The organism is Gimesia chilikensis, from assembly GCF_008329715.1.
In the GTDB taxonomy this organism is placed as follows: domain Bacteria; phylum Planctomycetota; class Planctomycetia; order Planctomycetales; family Planctomycetaceae; genus Gimesia; species Gimesia chilikensis.
The window spans coordinates 273863-294499 of sequence record NZ_VTSR01000007.1; the positions used below are offsets into that span (position 1 = coordinate 273863).

The 20637-nt window shown below is 44.1% G+C and carries 22 protein-coding genes; 9 read left to right on the top strand and 13 right to left on the bottom strand.

Annotated features, from left to right (window positions below; all coding sequences use genetic code 11):
* Positions 1-20: 20 nt before the first annotated feature.
* Positions 21-605 (bottom strand): DUF4145 domain-containing protein, encoded by a 585-nt coding sequence (locus tag FYZ48_RS10805; RefSeq protein WP_198422206.1) that lies wholly within the window; start codon positions 603-605, stop codon positions 21-23.
* 812 nt (positions 606-1417) lie between these two features.
* On the opposite strand from FYZ48_RS10805, the gene FYZ48_RS10810 reads away from it, so the two are divergent.
* Genes FYZ48_RS10810 through FYZ48_RS10820 form a run of 3 tightly spaced genes read left to right on the top strand, consistent with a single transcriptional unit; the run spans position 1418 to position 4919 of the window.
* Entirely contained in the window at positions 1418-2284 is an 867-nt protein-coding gene (locus tag FYZ48_RS10810; protein WP_187781967.1) for a DUF4339 domain-containing protein, read from the top strand.
* An 11-nt stretch (positions 2285-2295) separates the two neighbouring features.
* Positions 2296-3906 carry a WD40 repeat domain-containing protein gene (locus FYZ48_RS10815; RefSeq protein ID WP_187781968.1) on the top strand — a complete coding sequence of 537 codons (1611 nt, stop codon included), beginning with the start codon at positions 2296-2298 and terminating at the stop codon, positions 3904-3906.
* The gene (locus tag FYZ48_RS10820) at positions 3903-4919 is read left to right on the top strand and encodes a LamG-like jellyroll fold domain-containing protein (RefSeq protein ID WP_149340209.1); all 1017 of its coding nucleotides are present in this window, start codon (positions 3903-3905) and stop codon (positions 4917-4919) included. Before FYZ48_RS10815 ends, FYZ48_RS10820 begins: the two co-directional genes overlap by 4 nt.
* Positions 4920-5107: 188 nt before the next feature.
* Here the strand turns inward: FYZ48_RS10820 and FYZ48_RS10825 are convergent, their stop codons facing one another.
* A complete protein-coding gene (locus FYZ48_RS10825) occupies positions 5108-5407 on the bottom strand; it encodes a hypothetical protein (protein WP_149340211.1) in 300 nt (99 codons plus the stop codon).
* Between the two features lie 169 nt (positions 5408-5576).
* On the opposite strand from FYZ48_RS10825, the gene FYZ48_RS10830 reads away from it, so the two are divergent.
* Positions 5577-6650 carry a hypothetical protein gene (locus FYZ48_RS10830; RefSeq protein WP_149340213.1) on the top strand — a complete coding sequence of 358 codons (1074 nt, stop codon included), beginning with the start codon at positions 5577-5579 and terminating at the stop codon, positions 6648-6650.
* A gap of 482 nt (positions 6651-7132) precedes the next feature.
* Here FYZ48_RS10830 and FYZ48_RS10835 read toward each other — a convergent pair whose 3' ends face one another.
* Positions 7133-7549 (bottom strand): hypothetical protein, encoded by a 417-nt coding sequence (locus FYZ48_RS10835; protein ID WP_149340215.1) that lies wholly within the window; start codon positions 7547-7549, stop codon positions 7133-7135.
* An 89-nt stretch (positions 7550-7638) separates the two neighbouring features.
* Positions 7639-9510, bottom strand: a complete 1872-nt coding sequence (locus FYZ48_RS10840) for a tetratricopeptide repeat protein (RefSeq protein WP_149340217.1) — start codon at positions 9508-9510, stop codon at positions 7639-7641.
* Between the two features lie 352 nt (positions 9511-9862).
* On the opposite strand from FYZ48_RS10840, the gene FYZ48_RS10845 reads away from it, so the two are divergent.
* The 3 genes from FYZ48_RS10845 to FYZ48_RS10855 all read left to right on the top strand — a co-directional run bounded on the left by FYZ48_RS10845 (position 9863) and on the right by FYZ48_RS10855 (position 12058).
* Positions 9863-10546 carry a hypothetical protein gene (locus tag FYZ48_RS10845; protein WP_149340219.1) on the top strand — a complete coding sequence of 228 codons (684 nt, stop codon included), beginning with the start codon at positions 9863-9865 and terminating at the stop codon, positions 10544-10546.
* 365 nt (positions 10547-10911) lie between these two features.
* Positions 10912-11115, top strand: a complete 204-nt coding sequence (locus FYZ48_RS10850) for a hypothetical protein (protein WP_149340221.1) — start codon at positions 10912-10914, stop codon at positions 11113-11115.
* A gap of 25 nt (positions 11116-11140) precedes the next feature.
* A complete protein-coding gene (locus tag FYZ48_RS10855) occupies positions 11141-12058 on the top strand; it encodes a formylglycine-generating enzyme family protein (protein WP_198422207.1) in 918 nt (305 codons plus the stop codon).
* A gap of 422 nt (positions 12059-12480) precedes the next feature.
* Here FYZ48_RS10855 and FYZ48_RS10860 read toward each other — a convergent pair whose 3' ends face one another.
* Complete coding sequence (locus FYZ48_RS10860; RefSeq protein WP_187781969.1) at positions 12481-13560, bottom strand: PASTA domain-containing protein; 1080 nt, start codon at positions 13558-13560, stop codon at positions 12481-12483.
* Positions 13561-14026: 466 nt separating this feature from the next.
* Positions 14027-14629 carry a recombinase family protein gene (locus FYZ48_RS10865; RefSeq protein ID WP_149340225.1) on the bottom strand — a complete coding sequence of 201 codons (603 nt, stop codon included), beginning with the start codon at positions 14627-14629 and terminating at the stop codon, positions 14027-14029.
* A 277-nt stretch (positions 14630-14906) separates the two neighbouring features.
* Between FYZ48_RS10865 and FYZ48_RS10870 the strand changes: the two genes are divergently transcribed.
* Positions 14907-15356, top strand: coding sequence for a DUF3592 domain-containing protein (locus FYZ48_RS10870; RefSeq protein ID WP_149340227.1), 450 nt, complete (start codon positions 14907-14909; stop codon positions 15354-15356).
* A 241-nt stretch (positions 15357-15597) separates the two neighbouring features.
* On the opposite strand, the gene FYZ48_RS10875 is transcribed toward FYZ48_RS10870, so the two are convergent.
* The 4 genes from FYZ48_RS10875 to FYZ48_RS10890 all read right to left on the bottom strand — a co-directional run bounded on the left by FYZ48_RS10875 (position 15598) and on the right by FYZ48_RS10890 (position 16977).
* Entirely contained in the window at positions 15598-15843 is a 246-nt protein-coding gene (locus tag FYZ48_RS10875) for a hypothetical protein (RefSeq protein ID WP_149340229.1), read from the bottom strand.
* Positions 15844-15895: 52 nt separating this feature from the next.
* The gene (locus FYZ48_RS10880) at positions 15896-16327 is read right to left on the bottom strand and encodes a hypothetical protein (protein ID WP_149340232.1); all 432 of its coding nucleotides are present in this window, start codon (positions 16325-16327) and stop codon (positions 15896-15898) included.
* Between the two features lie 92 nt (positions 16328-16419).
* Complete coding sequence (locus FYZ48_RS10885) at positions 16420-16632, bottom strand: hypothetical protein (RefSeq protein ID WP_149340234.1); 213 nt, start codon at positions 16630-16632, stop codon at positions 16420-16422.
* Between the two features lie 57 nt (positions 16633-16689).
* Entirely contained in the window at positions 16690-16977 is a 288-nt protein-coding gene (locus tag FYZ48_RS10890; protein ID WP_149340236.1) for a hypothetical protein, read from the bottom strand.
* Between the two features lie 153 nt (positions 16978-17130).
* Between FYZ48_RS10890 and FYZ48_RS10895 the strand changes: the two genes are divergently transcribed.
* Positions 17131-17787 carry a carbonic anhydrase family protein gene (locus FYZ48_RS10895; RefSeq protein ID WP_149340238.1) on the top strand — a complete coding sequence of 219 codons (657 nt, stop codon included), beginning with the start codon at positions 17131-17133 and terminating at the stop codon, positions 17785-17787.
* 27 nt (positions 17788-17814) lie between these two features.
* Here FYZ48_RS10895 and FYZ48_RS10900 read toward each other — a convergent pair whose 3' ends face one another.
* From FYZ48_RS10900 to FYZ48_RS10910, 3 genes are all read right to left on the bottom strand, one after another.
* Positions 17815-18123 carry a hypothetical protein gene (locus FYZ48_RS10900; protein ID WP_149340240.1) on the bottom strand — a complete coding sequence of 103 codons (309 nt, stop codon included), beginning with the start codon at positions 18121-18123 and terminating at the stop codon, positions 17815-17817.
* A gap of 46 nt (positions 18124-18169) precedes the next feature.
* Positions 18170-19063 carry a hypothetical protein gene (locus FYZ48_RS10905; protein WP_149340242.1) on the bottom strand — a complete coding sequence of 298 codons (894 nt, stop codon included), beginning with the start codon at positions 19061-19063 and terminating at the stop codon, positions 18170-18172.
* A gap of 143 nt (positions 19064-19206) precedes the next feature.
* Positions 19207-20109 carry an ArdC family protein gene (locus FYZ48_RS10910; RefSeq protein WP_187781970.1) on the bottom strand — a complete coding sequence of 301 codons (903 nt, stop codon included), beginning with the start codon at positions 20107-20109 and terminating at the stop codon, positions 19207-19209.
* Positions 20110-20637 lie beyond the last annotated feature (528 nt).

Here is a 20637-nt window from a genome sequence, read left to right on the forward strand (position 1 = left end):
AAAAGATACAGGCAATAATTCTATTTCACCTTTAATTTTGCTAGTTGTTTTTCTGCTCGTTTTGCCAAAGCAGGAGCAGTATAGACGTATTCAAGTATTGCATGGGTGAGCTTCTCCAATAATGGGACATCCTCTTCTGTTAGCTCGCCTAATTCAGCATGAGCCCCAATGTTTCGATGTTCTCTGAGTCCCTGTGCGACTTTGGATAACTTTTCAGGTATGATTCCTTTATCTGACAAGTCATTCAGTTTCTGAAATAGAGTCTTTCCTTCCGCTTTCTGATCCACGCAAACCAGTTCTAACAGTCTCCCTATCAAAACGGCAAAAGCGTTTGCATCTATATTCTTAACTTTTCTCGCAGCCTCATACGCTTTAAAGATAGTTTCAGGAAGTCCTGATGACATTATCTCAGTTTGAGGATAAAGAACTACAACAACACCTCTGTCAGAGTCTAATTCATCATGACGGAAAACTGACCTAAATGTTGGTTTATCACACGTCATGCAAATTAGTGTTTCGTACCAATGCTCTGCTTGGGGGTAGAGCGGTCCATTCGTTTCGTCATGGTCTGTTAAATCTTTTTTCCATCTCGCAACGATATCCATTGGTGCTGAATTGCCACAATGTCCACATATGCGGACCTCTGATTGACCGTGCATATGATTTTGCCCTTAGATATGGTGGTTATATCATCTCAAATAATATGAAAGAATTACTTCAATAAAGTCGTAAACCAGCAGAGTAAATTTCAACTCTTCTGAGTGGATTGTAGTCTAACTCGACTGTAATATAAGTACAGTGCTTCGTCTTTAGATCGAAGCCCAACTTAAAAAGCTATTAGGAGAATTTTAACGGCCTTTTGAGGCCACATTTTTACAATTTGATACGACGTGCGAACGTCTGCATTTGCTTCCCACAAAACGACCAACCTGAGTCAGAAATGGCTCTTGAGCAACAGAAGCGGTGCTTGGACGAACGCTCCCCGAACGGGGAGTGTCGGCCTTGTGCTGTTCTGTTGCACCCCTTGGTCGGGGTTGTGGGAGCGGTCTCGGTTTGGCACTCCCTCTTTTTATTGCCACTGACACCCAGAAGAAAATGCTGAGCAGAATTCTCGCACAGTAAATTTTTCTTAAGGGTACATCAGATGACAATAATACTCACTCAAAGCATATTACTTGCTTTCTTCTTCTCCCCTCTGCTCCTCCTGCTCCCACTCCACAATCTTAAATCCGCAGTCGACTCTCCAGTCACATTCATCTCTCTACAACTTTCAGTTGTTGATGATGGTAGCTGCACGCCCACGGTGCATAACCGGGAGCTCTCCGCATTTCATAAAGCGACACCCGAGTAGATGGTACTTCTTGGTTTGACCTCACGTTTCGGATTAAAAACTTCTTGAATGATAAAGGTGATAGCAATGGCACGTGAATGGTATTACAGCCAAGGGGGTGAGCGTCGAGGACCAATCGATTCTGCAACATTAAAGCAGTTAGCTTCCACTGGAAAAATCCAGCCAGAGACTCTCGTGTGGCGAGCAGGGATGCAGAACTGGGTTAAGGCCAAAACCATCAAATCACTGTTTCGTTCTAATCCACCTTTACCTGATTCACAAGAAGTAAGATCTGATGATCATGAATCACAGGGTGCATCTCAAAGGCAAGACGAAAAGCATGGAATCTTCGAGACGCTCTCAGCGATGAGCCCTCGCAGAAAAATACTGTGGTTGTTCTGTGGGAGCTCAGGGGCATTTTTCATCGCCTGCTGTGGTCTTTGTGGGATTGCAGGTCTTATCACTGAGAGATCATCTAATTCAAGCATTTCATCTAACGCAACTTCTGGAGGTGATTATGCTGAGAATGAACCGTCCCCTGAGAATAAAGACGAGACACCCTCTGAGGATCAAATGGTGCAGTTGATAGCAGAGTTTGCAATTCTTACGTCCGGGAACGTTAGCAATATGCAAGAAGCAAATGAAACCAGAAACCGTCAGAAATGGATTGATGGATGGAGCAAAACTTCTCCAGAAGATTTTCAGCTTCGAATGCGTTCTTTGGCAAAGGAACTTGGTGCAGATAAGTATGAACACAGCCGTCATCTGTTAGAAATCGAACCTACTTCCACTAAGGAAACAGTCGTTGAAGGTACTCCGGCTCGTATTATCGTTTACGGCCCATGGAGTGCCAAAGTTACGATCTTCTTCATTGGACACCAAGGCCGCTATCGTCTTTACATGGCAACAGTCGGCGACAAGCGATATACAACTCTTGGCATTTCAGAAGGGTGAAATCAAAGGTCATGAGTAAAATGTGGTTTATCATCAAAAATGGCACTGAGGTTGGCCCGTTATCCAACCGGCAGCTTCGTGAATTGGCTTTAACTAAACGTCTTTTACCCAGTGACGTTATTAGAGCTTGTGATTCTGCAGATGTTTTGCGTGCTGATTCGCTCAATGGTCTGTTCCAGCCGGATACGAAGACCAGCCGTCCAACGCCTCCTCCGCCCCCGTTGCCTCAATCCGAACCATCCACTCCAAGGAATCCATTATTTTCTGTGTCACCGTTCATGGTTGCGATGATCGGTCTCGGGTTGTTGACGGTATCCACGGTTTTTGCAGTCATTGAACACAACTCTTCACCGCAAACAGCAATAGCCATCCAGCAAGGCGATGACGTGTTGGATGGAGAAAAGGATGATGAATTCATTGCTGGGAACAATGCAGTCAACACGCCACCTTCGGACTCCGATCCCCAAGAGCATGATTCCTCAAAACATCAAACAAAGAATTCTGATACACAGAACACCGCTCCCAAAGTTGCTAAAAAAAGGTCACGTGCTACTGGTAACGAACCTTACCAATTGGATGGAATGGATAACCTGACAATTCAAGTTCACAATGATTCTATCTCTGCTGAGTGGCTGGGAAGACTTTGGGAGAAACGAATCGAATATGAATCTGTTGCGTTTTCCCCAGATGGCGAAATTCTGGCAGCAGCAGGTGCTCTTCGTCATGGACTTGTCCATTGGGAAGGTGTGATTTTGTTGGCCGAGGCTGCCACTGGTCGAACGATAGTAGCGATGCGTAAGGTACATGATCGGCCTGTTATTTCGATGGCGTTTTCTCTTGATAGCCAAATGCTGGCGAGTGGTAGCAATGATGGCGTAGTGAAAATCTGGAAACATGATCCACCGAACGAAGTCTCCAAAATGGTGTTCACTCGCCCGATTTCCGGTCTTGGGCGTGCCCCAGATCGACCTGAGCGATTGTTTTGGACTGGAAATGGCACAGGGCTCATTGCTACAGGCGGAGTCGACTCTTCTCCCCCACTTTATGGCAGTATTGTCCGATGGGATTCAGCAGGATGGAATGAAACGTATGCATTGCGTCTGGAAGGTAGAGTGACTTCGGCGGGACTTACTCGAAATAACGAAATCATTACAGCGTCCACATATGGCATCGACATGTGGAATGCTGATACCGGTAAACCAGCAATTTTCCCTGCTGACTCGGAGTTGCTTAAACGGGACGAGTATCCTCATGGCAAAGGTTCTAACTGTCTGATTTCATCATCCGAGGATGGAGCAGTCATTGTTGCTCGCCCATTCGGAGGCAAGAGTGGTCAATTAAATGTCTATCGCAATAATTCACGACTCACAACTATTCGAGTTGGAGAAGAAGCGGATAGGGCGGTTGTTTCTTCGACCGGCAATATGGTAGTCACGTACAGCCATGGCTCAGATGTCGTGATCTGGGACACTGCGACGGGGGCTAAGTTAGTGACGATTTCTGGGATTCGTCAATACCTCTCAGCAATGACATTCTCACCTGATGACCAGATGCTTGCGATCTCACTTTCCGGTGGGGATAACGTGGGTCGCCTCCTTGTTTTGCGAGTGAAACAAAAATGAAAGTACCGGTACACTTCTATATTTCGGCGGGTGGTGTGGGCTTCGGTCCTTTCACTAACGAACAAATCACGCAATTCGTCTCAGCCGGGATCGTGGATGAAGATAACCTCGTGTGGCGAAAAGGTGACGAGACTTCGCAGCGAGCAGTCACTGTGCTCGATGAGCAGTTTACGGTTTCTGCTATAGAGGACGAATCAGCCCCTTCGTTGGCTGCAACAGGTTTAATGTGGGGTATTGCTTTTGCGATCTGGTTGGCGGCTGCCGGAATCTTTGCATATGCCGTCAGCGGTCGATTTTTGGATCAGCAGTTTGCGACATCCGATGGGAGTAGAGAATCCCTCAAGGATGATCAGCATACCGCCAATGGAAACTCGAAACCGGAATTGAAGTCTCCTGCGATATCGAACGGCAGGCAAAAAGTTATTCTTCCCCAACCAATCTTTTCCCTGACATTTGATGATGATGTGATTCCTGCAAACCGCATTACAGAGAGCGGTGCAAGACTTGTCGATGGAAAGATCGGTGAAGCCATTGAATTTGACGGCAGGAACTATATCGAAATCCCGTGCACTTTGTCGTCTGAAAACTCCCCCCGAACATTGAGTGCATGGATTCAGAATTCCGGGGATTCACGGATTATGAATTCTCATGCCATCGCATGTGGCAGCGATGTTGAGGGAAAGCGAGTCTGGGGCATATATCATGCAAATGGAAATTGGGCGACGTATGGTTGGGGACGTTCTTTGGAAGCGAACACTCATGTGGATCGAGAGTGGCATTTTCACTGCATTTCATTTGATGGAGAAAATGTCGTTTATTATGTCGATGGTGAAAATGTTGGTGAGAAAAAAGCAAAACTGGATACGACTGCTGGTCCAATGATTCTTGGGACTTATGCCAATCGGGCGATGGGCTTCTGTTTCAAAGGGCTCATTGATGAAGTGAAGGTCTATGATGTTGCACTTGATAAACAACAGGTCGAAGAGCTTTACGGGAGCTACCGTCATAAATGACACCCGCAATCATCCTCAGTTATGAGATTCATCAAAATGAACTGATTTTGGCGAGTGCTATCAAACAGTCTTCAATCTGAGGTCTTAGAATGAGTGGAGAACCACGAACTTCAAAGACGACAATCATCGCCCGAATTCTTGCTCTTGGAGCGTCACTCGGGACGACCTTTTTCTATATTCTCGCGGCGTTAGGCGTGAGTGTTGCTATTGGCCCAATCTGGATTGGAGCAGTCATTGGCATCGGTCTGTTCGTTTTCGCAATGTGGTCGATCATTCGATTTCTTGGATGGGTACTCGCAGGTGATGATCCAGCCTACCAACAGTACATCGCAGAAGGTGGCGATCCATATTTCGACGGGTTGCCACCTCCATTCAACACAGATGATCGTTCCCAGCGTATCGGAGGGCTTAGAGAACCGGTCACCGACTTTATTCCGCCAGACCATTGGCAATTTCAGTGTCAGAGATGCGGAGCAAGAGTTGAACATGAAATTGACACCTGCTGGAACTGTGGAAACGGTAATGATACCCAACAGTGTCATGACTGTGGCCTGTTGGTGAGAGAACCCAGCTTTGGAGCTTTTGAAACGACAGGTGTTATTTGTCCTCAGTGCAATTCTGTAATTAGATCTTAATCACCTTTCAAAGGAGACATAAATGTTTCGATTTCACTTATCAGTTATTGCGTTCTTGATGATGTTTTCTGTAGCAACCTCAGTTCAGGCTGCGGAGAAAACCATCGACGGCAAAATCAAATCAGTTGATGCCACAAAACGTACTATTTCGGTGATCGACAAAGATAAATCACTCGATCTTGAGCTCAGTAAAAACACAAAGATCACCGCGATGAAAATGCCCCTAAGTCCAAACTCATTGCAGTCAGGACAAGATGTCAAACTGAAATATCACGATGCGTTGGGTATTGTCCTCGAAATTGATGTACTGTCACCAATTCAAAAGAAGCCAGAATTGGTTGTATTGACTGAATTGGATGTGAATGGTGAAGAAAGCAACCCTTGGCTTTCACCAGATGGCATGACGATCTACTACACTGTGAAAGAACCATCACAACAAACTAGATGGGTATGGACTGCCAAAAGAGAAGATACAGAGTCTCTGTTTGAGAATCCAAAGCGTCTGATTCCGGCGATGGACTTTACCGTCTCAGATGATGGACTTGAGATGATTCTGTTTTTGAACAAGGGGCTCTACCAGACTACGAGGGATACTGTTGAAGATAACTTCAAGCGTCCATTGAGAATCGCTTCTGCTGTTATCAATAACGGATTTCTGGCAGGCCCATGTCTCTCCTCAGATGGTCTCACTCTTTATTGCGATAGCATGCGAAAAGGAGTCGGCCCTCAGATTCAGGTGATGACCAGAAAGACCAAGAACTCGAACTGGAGTAAACCAGAGCCTCTGCAATTAACCCCCATCGGCAAAATGAAATATCCCTATGTTTCACGAGATGGGAAATATTTGTTTTGCACTGGCAAGGACATTTCTCAAGGATCAAACATCATCATACATTCTGGCAGAGATGCTGAGGGTGGGTTTCACAGTGCGAGCGTGTTGAATGTTGATGGGATTACAGTTCGGGGAATATTTCCTCGATATAGTGCAGCCACTAATGAATTGTTTTTTGCTGGTGAGTCAGAAAGTGGCGGTGAGTTGAAATTGATGGTTTTGAAGAATTTTGAACCTGAGAAATTAGTGCCGGGTTTGAAGTGACTGAAAAGTTTTAGATACGTTTGCCTTAAAGGAACAAGTAGAAGCCCGCTACAAGACAGGCAGTTAAAAGTATTATTGAAATAAAAAAGACAATCGACTGAACCAACGGAAATTCAAGATGAGACCAGATCGAATCACCTATGCTTTTTGCTTCTTCCCTTTCAAAAAGTTCATACCGAAATTTGAACACTTGGCATATTACACAGGCCACATAAGGAACTTCGTCAATCTCAAACCTGTGCGAAAATCCGAAGTCCATAAAAAGTAGCGGCGAAGGTCTTTTAAACTCTAATTCGCCATCAAGGTCACCTTTGCTGCTCCCGACCACCATCCATGTTCTAGTTCTATTGTATGCCCGTTTGAGTGCCATTTCTTGTAAGCCATCGAACCATCCACATTGATTGAATACAGGATAAACTTTAATTCATCATATCAACTTGAAGATGTCGCCGTATTAATCTGTAAAACACACAATACGGATGTTATTTCTTACCCAATCGCAGATCTTTTATAGTAGATCGTATTCGATCATTTGCGTCTTTCTCTTCTTGGAGCAATCTTCCATTTTTAAGACGAACATACCAATCAGCTGAATCAGGTATTTCACCAAGATCGATTTGAAAGTTTATATCTACATTTTTTTGAAAGAATAATAGATCTTCATTTTTGTATGGATGAGCGTGAATAGAATATGCTTCACTAAGTGATTCATAAGAATCAGGCCATTCATTGTTTTTCTTTATGTAATAAATGATCGAGTCTGTCGTATTCCATAAGGCTGAAAACTCTCTCATTCCATTTAGTGCGTTGTAGTATGTGTTGCCCAAGAAAATGATTACTGAGAGGAAAGAGATTGTGACCATTATTAGTATGGCCCGTAAAATAATTCTCTTTCTCATGATTTCCGAATCCCTTTTGTCAGCACTTTCAGACGTTTGGTCTTGCCTGTTCGCAATGGAAAAGCATTTAGTGCAGGGACGATGCAGAATCAATTATTGCGTACTGCTTCCACAAGCTGTTGGGCACGCTGCTTTTCTTTGTCGGTGAATTTCTTTTTCATGCGGCGATCATGCTCTGATTTATCTGAAACTGGTTCAGTAGATATCTTATTAGCTATGCTGAATAGGGCGTTTATTCGAGATTCCTGATTCTCTATTTTTTGAATCACTTGCATGGCTTTTCGGACTTTGTATTTTTCAATGAGGTCCGTAGCAATTATCCGAAATGCGTCTGATTTATCATACAACCAAAATCGTTCAGGATCATCTTTATTGGGATCATAATTAAGCTGTTCAGCTACTTCCAAAGCTTTTGTCAGCTCCCCCTCTTCAACCAGAAATGCGACGGTCTTATACAGTACAGCGGGCTGGTTTTCTTCAAGCTTTATTTTCTGAACCGACATCAAGACTATATCAATGGTTGCTAATGCAGCTTTTGTGTTCCCCATTCTGGCCTGAATCGAGGCGATTCCGAGTAGGGTCTCGGCCCTGTCTCTAGCAAGTTCAATTTTCGAAGCCATATTGACGGCTTGTTTAGAGTCATTTATTTCAGCAAAATGATAGGCAATTTGTTCAAAAGCATCCGATCTGTCGACAATAGACACATCTTCGATTTGTTCCACAGTTTCCAAGGCTCTTTTGATATCTCCCGATTTGGCCAGAGCCAATGCGATACGACCTAATGTTTCTGAACGGACTTGCTCAAATGTGATTAAGTCAGTAACTCGAAAAGCCTGTTCGAACTCGCCTTCCTCAGCTAAATGAGAGGCAATCTTCTGGAGAGCAAGTGACTTCGAAGATTTATTATTGATCGTCTTGGCAATTTTCAGGGCTTGCTTGAGATCTCCCATATCAGCCATAGCGATGGAAATGGCTTTAAGCGTCGTTGCCCTCTCAAATCTTATGGAATTCAAAACGGGAAGATTGATTTTCTCTGCAAGTTCTTCAATGACGGCGTTATTCTGAATGACGCTCAGAGCCTGTTTGATTTCACCCGTACTCACCAGAGCCTTTGCAATACTTTTTAAGGCTGCTGCCCTTAAATGCCATTCTGCAAGATTATCTGCTATTCCCAAAGCTTGCTCGACTTCTCCTGTCACCGCCAGTGCAGTGGCGATTTTGGTCAGGGCAGCCGCTCTTTTCCTCGCTTGTTCTACATCGATATCTTTATCACTGAGTTCGATCAGTTTTTTGAGTATTTCTTTAGCTTGTTTCTTATCAGTAGATTCAAGCAACATGGATTCCAGATTCTTGATTTCAGTCCTCATGTCACCTGAAATTGGGTTGTCCATTTTATCTACTACATTCTTAGCCTGTTTGAGAATTGTCAAGGCTTGTTTCTTGTCACCGCTCTTTGCCAATGATGAGGCTAGATCGCATAATGCAACTACTTTACTCGCTGGTGTTTCTATCACATGAATCATTTTCAAGGCATCTTCGGTTCTTCCGTTCTTACACAGAGCCGAGGCGATTTTCATCAAAACGTATGTCCTGCCATTCCTGTCGCCCATCCTCTGTATCGTTTCCAAGGATAGATTGGTATTTCCCAGCATTGACAGAGAAGTGGCTATTTTGCTTTTAGCGACATCTTTTTTCTTAGCATTTTCAATCTCCTCTGCGACTTCAAACGCTCGTTCTATGTCTCCGCCATTGGCCAGAGATTCTGAAAGATCTACAAGAGCGATATCTCTAACAGAAATATCCTTGTACTGCTGAGCCATATAGAGAACGAAATCGGCAGGTGTTTCCCAAGGATTGGAATCTTTGGCTTTGTCTTCGTCCACAGCAGACTGCTGAGCCTGAACCGTAGACTCAAGAGAAAACATCAATACAGACAATAGAAGAACGGTTAAGTATTTCATCGTATCCAATTCAAGTACTAAAAATGCTCAAACAGTCGTACTGATCAAATATAACAGTTCTTGTGTCGCTATGTCTAAATTATTCTTTGGGAGTCATTCTATGAGGCTCTCGGTCAGTTTTAATCCAGAATTTCAATTTGTTGTATGTCATAAGACCAATCTCAACTAAACCGAATATTAGATTTTGGTGATACTTCATGTAACAGTATGGGCACTGGTAGTAACACGATCATCCCAATCTAATCAGTCTAAATATGGTAATTGCAACCTGTTTAGACTGATGATATTCTGACCATTCGCTGAAAGAATTATACACAACAATATCTATCCATAAATAATAGAGGACGAGATAATGAAGGTCATTCACATTTGTGGTGAATCAGGAGTTGGTAAGAACCATCTCATTTCAAAGCTAATTGGAATTTCGAATGAACAATTAGCTTCTCGTTACGACTTAGAAGAGTGCCTCTTTGCGAAATTTGAAATTGAAGAGCCATTCCAGAGGATAGGCCCCGTTTCAGATGGTGGTGGTAATTATCAATCGCTTGATTATCTCGGCCTGAAAGAAAATTATGAGAACCTTGTAAAAGAAGATAAAAACAAGATCCTAATACACCAGTGGCAGCATAAATCAAATGAGCTTATAACTCACATTGAAGAATTCAATAAAGCAGATGGGGCAAATGTCTCACAGAAGATATTCATCATGTGGCGATGTCCTTGGGAACACCGGAAAACTCTGTTAGAGAAAAGATCTAACACCAAATATATTGGTTGGACTGAGATAAAACTTCGCCGACGATTTGTCACCTGCGTCCATGACATTCTCAAACAAAAGATGAAAGCTGATGGCAAGGATGATACGGGAAATCTGAATCAAATAGATTGCAAAGAAGTGCTGGCACTACTTAAAGAGCATGAAATTGAAGTTATTACTCCAATTGCTCACATGCAATATACTTCCATTGATGATCACAATCTGTTGTTTCTGCTTGAAGGAAAGAAAAACCAATATGAACCACGTCCTAATAGTTAAATTCCTTTAGCCAAATCACGGCCTTTCCCGGTAAAATACATATTTAATTCACTGTCAGGTCCGAAGGTTTAGATTCAATGAACGCCAGTGATTCTAAGGAAGTATTCGGCACGATTGTTGGTGTGGATGCAGGCTGCGTTGTCGTGGGATTGGACAACGGCGAGGAGGTTCTGTGCCGTAGTGTGAAGCGGATGCACCGGCCTCTTGGCTATTTTACCGTTCCCATTGGAAAGAAAGTTCGTGTGCGACTGGATTCCGTCGCTAATCGGCGTCCGTTGATCCTAGAGGTTCTCAATGCTCCCTGAGATTGAACATCGCCAGAAACCTCGCTTTTCATCCGACCAATCCGTGGTAGCGGTGATGCGATGTTTATTTTCGTCCAAGAGGCTGGCGGAGCCGTAGAAGCATCTGTCCATGACGCTTCGATTTGTATTGAGTTTTGGAATGATAGGGGCGAATCACCCGTCACTGAGAGTACATTTCAGGACATGATTGGTGCGGAAGCGGACATCATCAACTGGCTGGAAAAAGAAGAGCGGCTCAGCGTGATACTGACAAGTTCAATCTGAGCTTTTATGATGAGGAAGCACTAAGGTGGAACACAAAACATCACAAGAAAAAGCTTCGTTTTATCGTCAGTTTCAACAGGTCATTCAAGTATTAGGGTTATTGATGATCTTCTCACCAACCGTTTGTCTGGCCGAAGAACCGTCTCCTGAGCCCAATCCTTCTTCTCCTCAACCTTCCAGCGAAAAAAAACTGATCACTAACAGCATTGGAATGAAGTTGGTAAAGATTCCAGCGGGTGATTTTCTGATGGGAAGCAGTAAATCAACGGCTGAGATTGCTCGGCTTTTCGACAGCAATGCAGAATACTTTGAAGACGAACACCCAAAGCATCGAGTAAGAATCAGTAAGCCATTTTATATGACCACAACGGAGGTCACACAGGGACAATGGAGAACTGTGATGGGAACTGAGCCTTGGAAAGGAAAACGATTAGTTAAGGATGGTGATAATCACTCTGCGACGTACGTTAGCTGGGAAGACGCTATGAAATTTTGCCGCAAGCTGAGTCAAAAGGAAGGCAAAAAGTATCGGTTACCGACTGAAGCAGAATGGGAATACGCATGCCGTGCTGGATCAACAACCATGTTTAGTTTTGGAGAGGATGCCAACCATCTCGGAGATTATGCTTGGTATAATAAGAATGCATTCAACATCGACAAAAGATACGTGCACCGTGTAGGTTTGAAAAAGGCAAACGCGTTTGGCTTGTATGACATGCACGGCAATGTATGGGAGTGGTGCAGTGACTGGTATAGTGAGGATTACTACGGAAAATCTCCCACTGCTGATCCGGGAGGCCCTTCATACGGATTTTCTCGCGTTCTGCGTGGCGGGTCGTGGTACCGTGGTGCTGAGGAGAGTCGTTCTGCATCCCGTCGCTCATTCAATCCTGAAATGGGTGCCAGCAGCTACGGTTTTCGAATAGTGTGTGAGCTCTATTAGGTTTCCAGTTATTCTCATGACGTGCTGACCTGCCTCCACGAATGACACCAGTCACACTATTATTTTGTGTTTTGTTGTTTCTTGGCTGTTCTGTCCCCCTGTAAACAGCTTCTTGAGTCGGGCATTTTTCTTTTTCCAAATCTTTGGGGCATTTCGCATGGTCCATCGGTAAACCATCATATTCCCGATGCTACATGCAGTGCGTCTTCTGATGGATTCCCAGTTTTTTGCACATCGGGATATTGTCATCTCTTGAGCGAGATGGAATTCGGCTTCCCAGAGCTTCGAAATAATCTTTACGGACGAATGACGCTTGGAGGGCATGTTCGCCATCCTCAATAGGTCCAGAAACTGATTATCAGATCAAGTTCTGGATTCGGTTAAGCGGGGCCGGGGCAGTTCAAGCAGCGATAAGATCGATATTATTTAGAAGTTGATTTTCGTCGGCTAAATACAGAGACCTTTATTGTGGTCCCATCATTTGCAAATGTTTTTGCAGCTGGGTCTTGTCCACATACTTTAAATATGTCCTCATCAACTACGGCATAGGGGCCTGCTACAAATCGTGTTTTAAAACCTGATCGCTTTAGAACCAACTCTGCATTCCTAGCAGTTAAACCAATTACCGATGGAACTGAACGCGTACCAACAGGCTGAGGAACTACTTCATTCTGCTTAAACTGAGAGAGGTCAGGTTGAAAGGATGATATTTCATCGAAGAACCCTTTAAGCCAAGAGTTTCGATCTTTATTGGTTTTTAGTATTTCAATTTCTGAAAAAGTCAAATCAACAACTTGGCCCCTCAAAGGATAGACGATTTGAATTTCTTCTGGTAAGAATGTCTTAGGGTTCAGAACAACTTTTGCTCTGTAAATATTGGTGTCGGTAGCATTCAGATAAAGAGGCACGAGGAAGAGAACTATTCGATCTTTAGTATTTTCATCGAGCTTTATTATGAACTTTTCCTTGATGCTCTCTTTCGTTAATCTCCAAAACAGGGGGTGGGAGCTTTCCATAACCTCAACAATATTGCTCGCTGATAGCATTTGAATTGACTCAACAGGAATAGTTTCATAGGTCAGTTTCAATTCATCAACTTTAACAATCTTCTTTCCGTCATTTACCCATTTTTTAGGATTCGTGGAAAGAACTTCATATTGCTTTCTTTTATTATGGAACGGAGGATAGCTTACGTCACTCTGGATGAATGCTGGCCCATATGTGTCAACCCGTCCCACATTCATTTTTTCATAGTAAAACTTACCCTCAGAACGTTTCTCAGTAAGCAACACTCTGTCATAAATAGATCGAGTGAAAGATCCACGGATGGCTTTCTGTAAATCCTTTTTCTTACACCATACTGATATGATCTCTTGTAATTCCGGGTCTGTATTTTGTGGAACTGCTCTACCATTTTGGGCTCTACAATAAGGGACACCAGAAAAGAAAATAACGAGACAGATAACAAAAGGTTTTAAGGAGTTAATATGGTTGTCTTTCATAGATAACTCAATCATCCTGACAGGCTATATGATACTAAGAATTACTTGGTTCAAGAGTTTAATTCATTTGTGAAATCACTACTAGAACTCTTTGGCTTTTATGATTGTATGAAGTTCTGATTTGATATGCTGTTCTTTATGATCGGATAAGTAAACAACAGCGAAAATCACCTATCTAACCAGTTTCAAATCCCATTCGCCGATATTTACAGCCCTGCCGATCTCAAAAACTTTTCAGGATAATTTCTCCAGCATCAACCTGATGGAAATTCCAATTTTTGTAACCAACTTTCCATAGACGATTCTTCGTCACATGAAGATCATATAAAGAACACAGGGGGCTTGGTCCAATATAAGCCCCCACCGGGGGTTACTTTTTCGCATAAACTACCCCACAATTCTGTAAAACAATTTTTGTAACACTACCGCCTCGTGCGAGCTCAATCTGATGTGTGCAGCCACTCTTTTACAGTGGCTGCACTTCACGCAGCACGCGGTAGATCGTTGGTCTTGATAGGCCTGTCACGCGAGCGATCTTTGTGATCGCCTTACCTTGAGCTTTCATTTCATGGATGGCATTGACTTGATCATCAGTAACTTTCCAACGCCACCCTTTCTCACTCCCGCCCCAACGTTTCCCCTTCTTTCTGGCAACGGCCTGTCCCGCTGCTACACGCTCAGCTCTAATCTCCGTTTCATACTCTGCAACCGAGGCAAGGATGCGTGCATGTAAACGACCTGCTGGAGACTCTAGTGAGAAGCCATCTTTAAGACTGACGAGATCAACACTGCGTTCCCGGAGTTCGTCAAAGAGTTGGCAGAGCCCTTTGGTGGTTCGTCCCAGTCGGTCGAGTCGCCAGACTACAATTCTTTCCAGCTTTCCCATGCGTAAAGATTCTAGGAGCTGATCCATTCCCGGACGGCTCATAGTGCGGCCAGAGAATGTGTCTTTGAACCAGACGACTTTGCCGCCATTGGCTTCGCACCATCGTTCGAGGTCAGGTAACTGACTGGCGTGCTTCTGGTCTTTCGTTGATACCCGCATGTAGATCGCGGTTGATTTCGCCATCTGAATTTCTCCGCAAAATGTATTTCTGTTTCGGACAGATGGCTTGCGGGTGTCAGAAAATGTAAACTGTAGATTTCAAAAGGCACGTTACAGGGAATGAGGCAGGGCCGCCCTAGAATCGTAGAGTTTCGTCTCCCCGGATTTTTACAATACTGGCACTTTACATATTTCGCTCGGTCCATAGGACCGGACATTATGTAAAGGAGTAGATCCGCTTTACCTGCATGTTCTCAGTATTATGAGAAATTGAATATCAAATTCTGAACAGGTTAGTTTGATGAATAAAACATTTCATTACTTCTATTTTTGGATGTTAAAATTCTTGATGGTGTGCTCAATACTTTTATTTCTAGCAGGTATAGTTCTTTCCATAAGCCGATATCTGTTTTTGCGGGATGCTATCAGATCACAAGCAAAAATCGTTAGGCATTTCACGGCTTCGGATGGCTTATACACACCGATCTATACTTTTGAAGATTCAAAAGGAAAAGAATATGAAATCACATCTTCGCATGGATACAACACCCCCATCGGAAAAGAAGGTGACGTAATAAAAATATTGTATGATCCCAGTAATCCAGAAATTTCAGAAGAGGACAATTTTAGGAATCTCTGGGCTGTTCCCATCTTTATGGCCCTTGGTGGTCTTTCCAACTTTTTGGTTTATGGCGGGCTTTTCTATTTCTCCAAAAAGAGACTAAAACGAAAAGCAGTGATAAACGCATAATATTGCCTCTCAAAGAATCAACTTGTCACTTTGACAAGTTCCCTCTGGGTGTCTTACCATCAGCATCGCATCTGACGGCAGACCCCTTTACCGTAATAGGTCCTTTGGAGTAAACGCGGGGACTTGGCTTTGATTATTGTCCGGACTTTGGGTCTTCGTATCTTTTTCATCGCATCTAAGTCTCCTATATATATTGTGAAGGTGTCGGGAGTCCTCCTTGACTCCCGGACACAATAAGGATTTACTCTGGTTCGAAACCGAAATAGAAACGCGGACTGTGTTGAAACTTCAACGTCCCACGAATCCCGTCTGATTTTCTTGTCGCCAAAACCAAGGGGGCCAAGAAGCCTTCAACTGAATATTCCTGCTGCAGTTCACTGGTATCCCAGACCTGCCCATGTTTGGCTTCGAGATAATCCCGACTTCCCTCAACAGCATTGATGTTTTGAATCATCTGGCGGCGAATGGATTCTGTCTGATCAGTCATGTGAAAACTCCTGAAAAAGTGAAAAGTGTTTGTGACACAGTTCATGCGGGTGTCATTGAGTGAGACCTAGAGACTTCTTCTGACGCCTTTTTTCCAGTCTTTCTTGATGTCGAAATCTCACTTCCTCTCGCCAATCTGGATGACCTCCGAACTGTTCAAGAGGCACGAGATCGAGATACTTCATCGGGCAGGAATAGTAGTAAGGATGTTCTGACTCCTGCATGTCCTTGTAACTCCACTCACCTCCATGACAGCGAATCAAGTCGCACGTGATCCAGCGTTGTGTCCTTTCAACCTGCTCGCCACCTTTTTCAAACGTCCGTTCCCATACCGCCCATAGCACGCCACTAAACCTGCCGCCCCGGAAGCAATGAGTGAGACAAGTTGAGTGAACAAGAACACCATTACTTTCACGTTCCCATGATTTAGTCCGTTGCTGAATGAGTTCTTTTCGCGATACTCCAGTTGGATAAGTCCAGCCCATTTATGACCTCCCTTAAAAGAAAAAAACTGATGCAAGAATCACTATGATTCTCACATCAGTTTTGTGGGTGTCTGATTACTGGAACTTAGAGATTAGAACTCGTCGTCACCAAAGTAACCGAAGTATTCGTCGCACTGTTCGAAATCTTCCAGCTCTTGTTGCTGGAGAATATCATCCCACGGTTCGTCGAATGGATATACTTCGTCATACTCTTTTGCATATTCATCCGCTGCCTGTTCGTCGAGAATGTCGCCATAACCGCCGTTCAAATGATCTTCCATAAACTGATCCAAGTTGCCATCCATCGTGTGTTTCTCCCAAAAGAATTTTGATGTTGAGTACGATTCGATTGAGGGTGTCGATCAATACTCTTCTGGCAGGAGAATGGTTGTGGCTGATCGGTCAGCCTCTGTGATTATCCAAATCTTTGTTTTGTCATTGAGATGGTACACACTGAAAATCCGGTCGCCATTTTTTAGAGCCAGCTCATTGGCTTCTCTGTCTTCTGGGGACAGTTCACACCAGACTCCAAAAGAATGTTGCTCGAAAAATTCAAGCGGAGACTGATTGTTTGACTGGAGAGCATCAAGAGCTCCATGCGTGGCGACAGTTTTGCCCAAAGGAAACAGTGGTTTGCTTTTTTGAATCATAATTTCCCTTCATCAAATGATCGTGATTGGATTAACAATCACCTGATGGGTGTCGGAATCTCCTCGGGAAAGAATTTTCTTGTCTTACTTAATCTGATTTGGGAGAATCTGAACAACAGTTAATTCATCATTAGAGAACAGAAAGAGCACACCATGAGTCAGCAGTCCCCTATCGACATTAGAAATCCGATTTATGCAGACTTTGGAGATGGCAGATTAAAGATTGCGTGGAACGGAGATGTGCATGGGCACATTCATCAAGGTAATCATGGACTGCAAGTCGTTTTCGCATCAGACTGCCGCCAATACATTGAGCTGTCCGGGAAACAGTTTCACCTGAGACAATTTCATTTTCATCACCCCAGCGAGCATTGGGAAGATGGATGCCAGCATACGATGGAGTTACATGTGGTCCACCAAAACTCTCATGATGGATCATTGGCAGTGATTGGGATTTTCATCGATCCCGGCAAAACCAAAGATCGGATGCATTCACTGTTCGATGATATCGTTTCTTTCTCATCCGCCGGATCAAGCAACGGGCCTGAGTATCATGTGTCATTTAATCCCCAAGACTTCTTACCCAGTGACTGGGAGAAGCATTACAGGTATGAAGGATCATTGACCACACCGCCCTATAGCGAAAATGTCAGTTGGGTAGTCATCAAGAATCCATATGAAATAAACAAAACCAAGCTGGAAAAAATCCGTAAATTGTTCGAATCAGAGGCACGTTTTCCGCAACCGCTGAATCGGAGATATGTTTTGTCCACATTCAGAGATGATGAAAAAACCAAGGGGAAGAAGTAACTGTTGCAAATGATCAATCGATGGGTGTCAGATGGGAATCACTTCATATTGGACTACTTCCCCGACAGCCAGTTTTTCAATGGCTTCAATCGCATTGGCTTCCCTGTCTACTGTCATCCTGCACAAACTGGAGATCTTGCTGGCAAAGCAAATCGTGACTGGATGATTATTGAGTTCGTCACCAGACATGCCTGTTTCTCTCATTGCTGTGAGATGCCGATGAAATGATCCAGCAACAGCTATTAGATTGACGGCATCTTGTACTGCGATAGCATCGCTGGCTGCTTTTCGGAGACTCTCATTATTGCCGTCTGATGAGGCGATCTGTTGTATCATTGTTGCTCCTTGCTGGAGGTCTGTGGTAATGGATTGATGGCAGGTGTCACTCAGAATCTTCCAGCATTTTCTGGAATCGTTGACGAGCCCGGAAAAAACTTGCCCTGCTCTTGCCGGTCTTATCGCACCAGAAAGTCTGCTGATCAGCCGGGGATTCAGGATGCTTTTCCATCGCCTGCTTCATGACTTTTGCGTCGACAGTTTTATTATCGAGCCTTTTTGTGGCAACCTGTTTTCGACCAAGTGACATGAGCTGAGATTTAATCAGAGGACGCCAGTCTATGCCCTCCTCTCGTGCATATTTCAGTTTTCGCAGACTTGGACCTAAGAGTCTCAGCGATAACTGACGGTCTTCTGCATTTGCGTCGATGTAGTCGATTACCGACTCACATTCTTCCGGTGTCACACCATGATAACCCTGAGCAGAAAGGCTTCTCATCATCTCTAAGACTTCTTGATTTGTGCAACTTAATTCGAACTGATCACACCGAGACAAGACTGCCTTAAAAGCATCATTTTTGGGAATGACATTGGCCGCAAAAATGCAACGAGACGTAAACTCAAAACTGGATGGAAGATCGCTGAGCTGTGAGCTCCCATATGTCACAATCCGAGGATTTCCCCACAGAGCGGACCGTAATAAGCCCAAATGCGGCATCGAGGAATACATGCTGTCCACATCGTCGAAAAATAGCACAGCATCTTCACGATGTTGAAAAAGAGTCCCGTATAGAGCGAGCGGTGTGATATGAGAGTTAATGATGATTGGGTCAACGCCATGTTCATCTAGCACTTGCAGAATCGTTCGGCTCTTGCCGAGTCCACCTTGGCTACCAAATACGAACAACGCATGGCTCATTTTCTTTGCCAGTAAACGAACGTGATGAGCCAGTAGTTCCTGTTTTTTCTCAAGGGATGTCATTGTAGTCGGTGTATCCATTTTCTATTCCTTTCGAAGTATTTGCGGGTGTCAATTTCAATTGATCGCCGCCCTGATCCAGCACTGTCAGTGGTCCTCAATTTAATCGAAAGACCGCTGAGATCTGTTTTGATCAGTGACGGCGATCACTCCACTTGTGGGTGTCAGCCAGCAACTTCCATTGGCTCTCGACTGAAAGACATGAGGTAGTCAGCAGCCCTAGAGGCTTGTGATGAAGCCTTGAAAATGAAAGACGAGTCCTGCTTCATTTTCGTGAGCCAGCCATCAAGATAAGCATGGTGGTTTTGGGCATCCATTGGGATGTTAAGTTCGGAGCATAGGTAGCAACTTCCGATCTCCGCGATTAATTCGCCCAGTGCATATCCACCACTCTCTCGATCCCAATTGAGACGGTTGGTATGTTCTGCCCAGTGCACAAGTTCATGTAGCACCGTGTCATAGTAGCCAGATCCTGAAAACTGATGTCGATTCGGGACTTGGATGTAGTCCTTTGCGAGGTCGTAATAAGCTTGATTACCTCCATGACGAATGTCAGCCTCGGTAGCTGCGATCAGGGCGTCTGCTTCTTCATAAGCAACGCTCTCTGAATTGTGGGTGTCAGTGCTGTAGCCGACACGAAGATAATCCAGATGATCTCCCTCAACTTGATCGATGCAAAACACTGTATATGTTCTGAGGAGAAAGTATGTCTCCTCCGGTTCATCATTATCATCTTTATGTTTGACGACCGCTTTGCAGAACACTATTTTTGTGCCCCATTTTCCTTGAGGCACATGCGATGGACGACGCATGATTTTACCACCGAGCTCAGTCCATTGGTTATATGTCCCCCAGTGCCTCGACTGGAAGCCATGTCTCTCGCTGGCGAGCCCCAACAGTAGTGGATTTACTCCTGTGTATAACTCACCGGAGACTATATTTTTTCCCATCCCACTGTTGAGATCTGAGTTCCAAGGTTTTCGCCACGGCGGGAGTGATCCACTCTCCAAAGCCGTAATGATTTGATTAGTGATTTCCGTGCGGATTTGTTGATTGTTGTTTGACACTTGCCGTCTCCTTATGAGGTTGATTTGACGGCATGCTTTGTGGGTGTCAGCCAGAATTGAGTGGCGTTTAAGGGCTTCTCAGTGATAATTGAGATGAGGGCTTATATGGGGTTTATGAGACTGATTCAGCTCAAAGTATTCGCAGCACAAAAGCCTATATTATTAGGTGTTTATTGCGATTTGCTGGATGGCTGTTGTAGGGGAGTCTCAAAATTCAATGAGACTGGGGAATCAGAACACGCTCAGGAAAGAGATGATAAAACGACTATGCTAAGTCTCAAAGAGGGGTGGTTTTGTAATTACACAGAGGTCAGACTGACACCTGAGTCTTTATCATTGATGGGCTCGATCATCATATACTGAAATTTACCGTGAACGAGCCAAACCGTTCTGGTTCACTATCGGACGGTAATCGTCGTTTTATTGTTTGGTGTAGAGCTACCCAAACAAAGTTGATCAGATGAAAATATGCTGAAAGTTAAATTGTAAAATGTCACACAATTCCATGCATACACCCTTGATCACCCG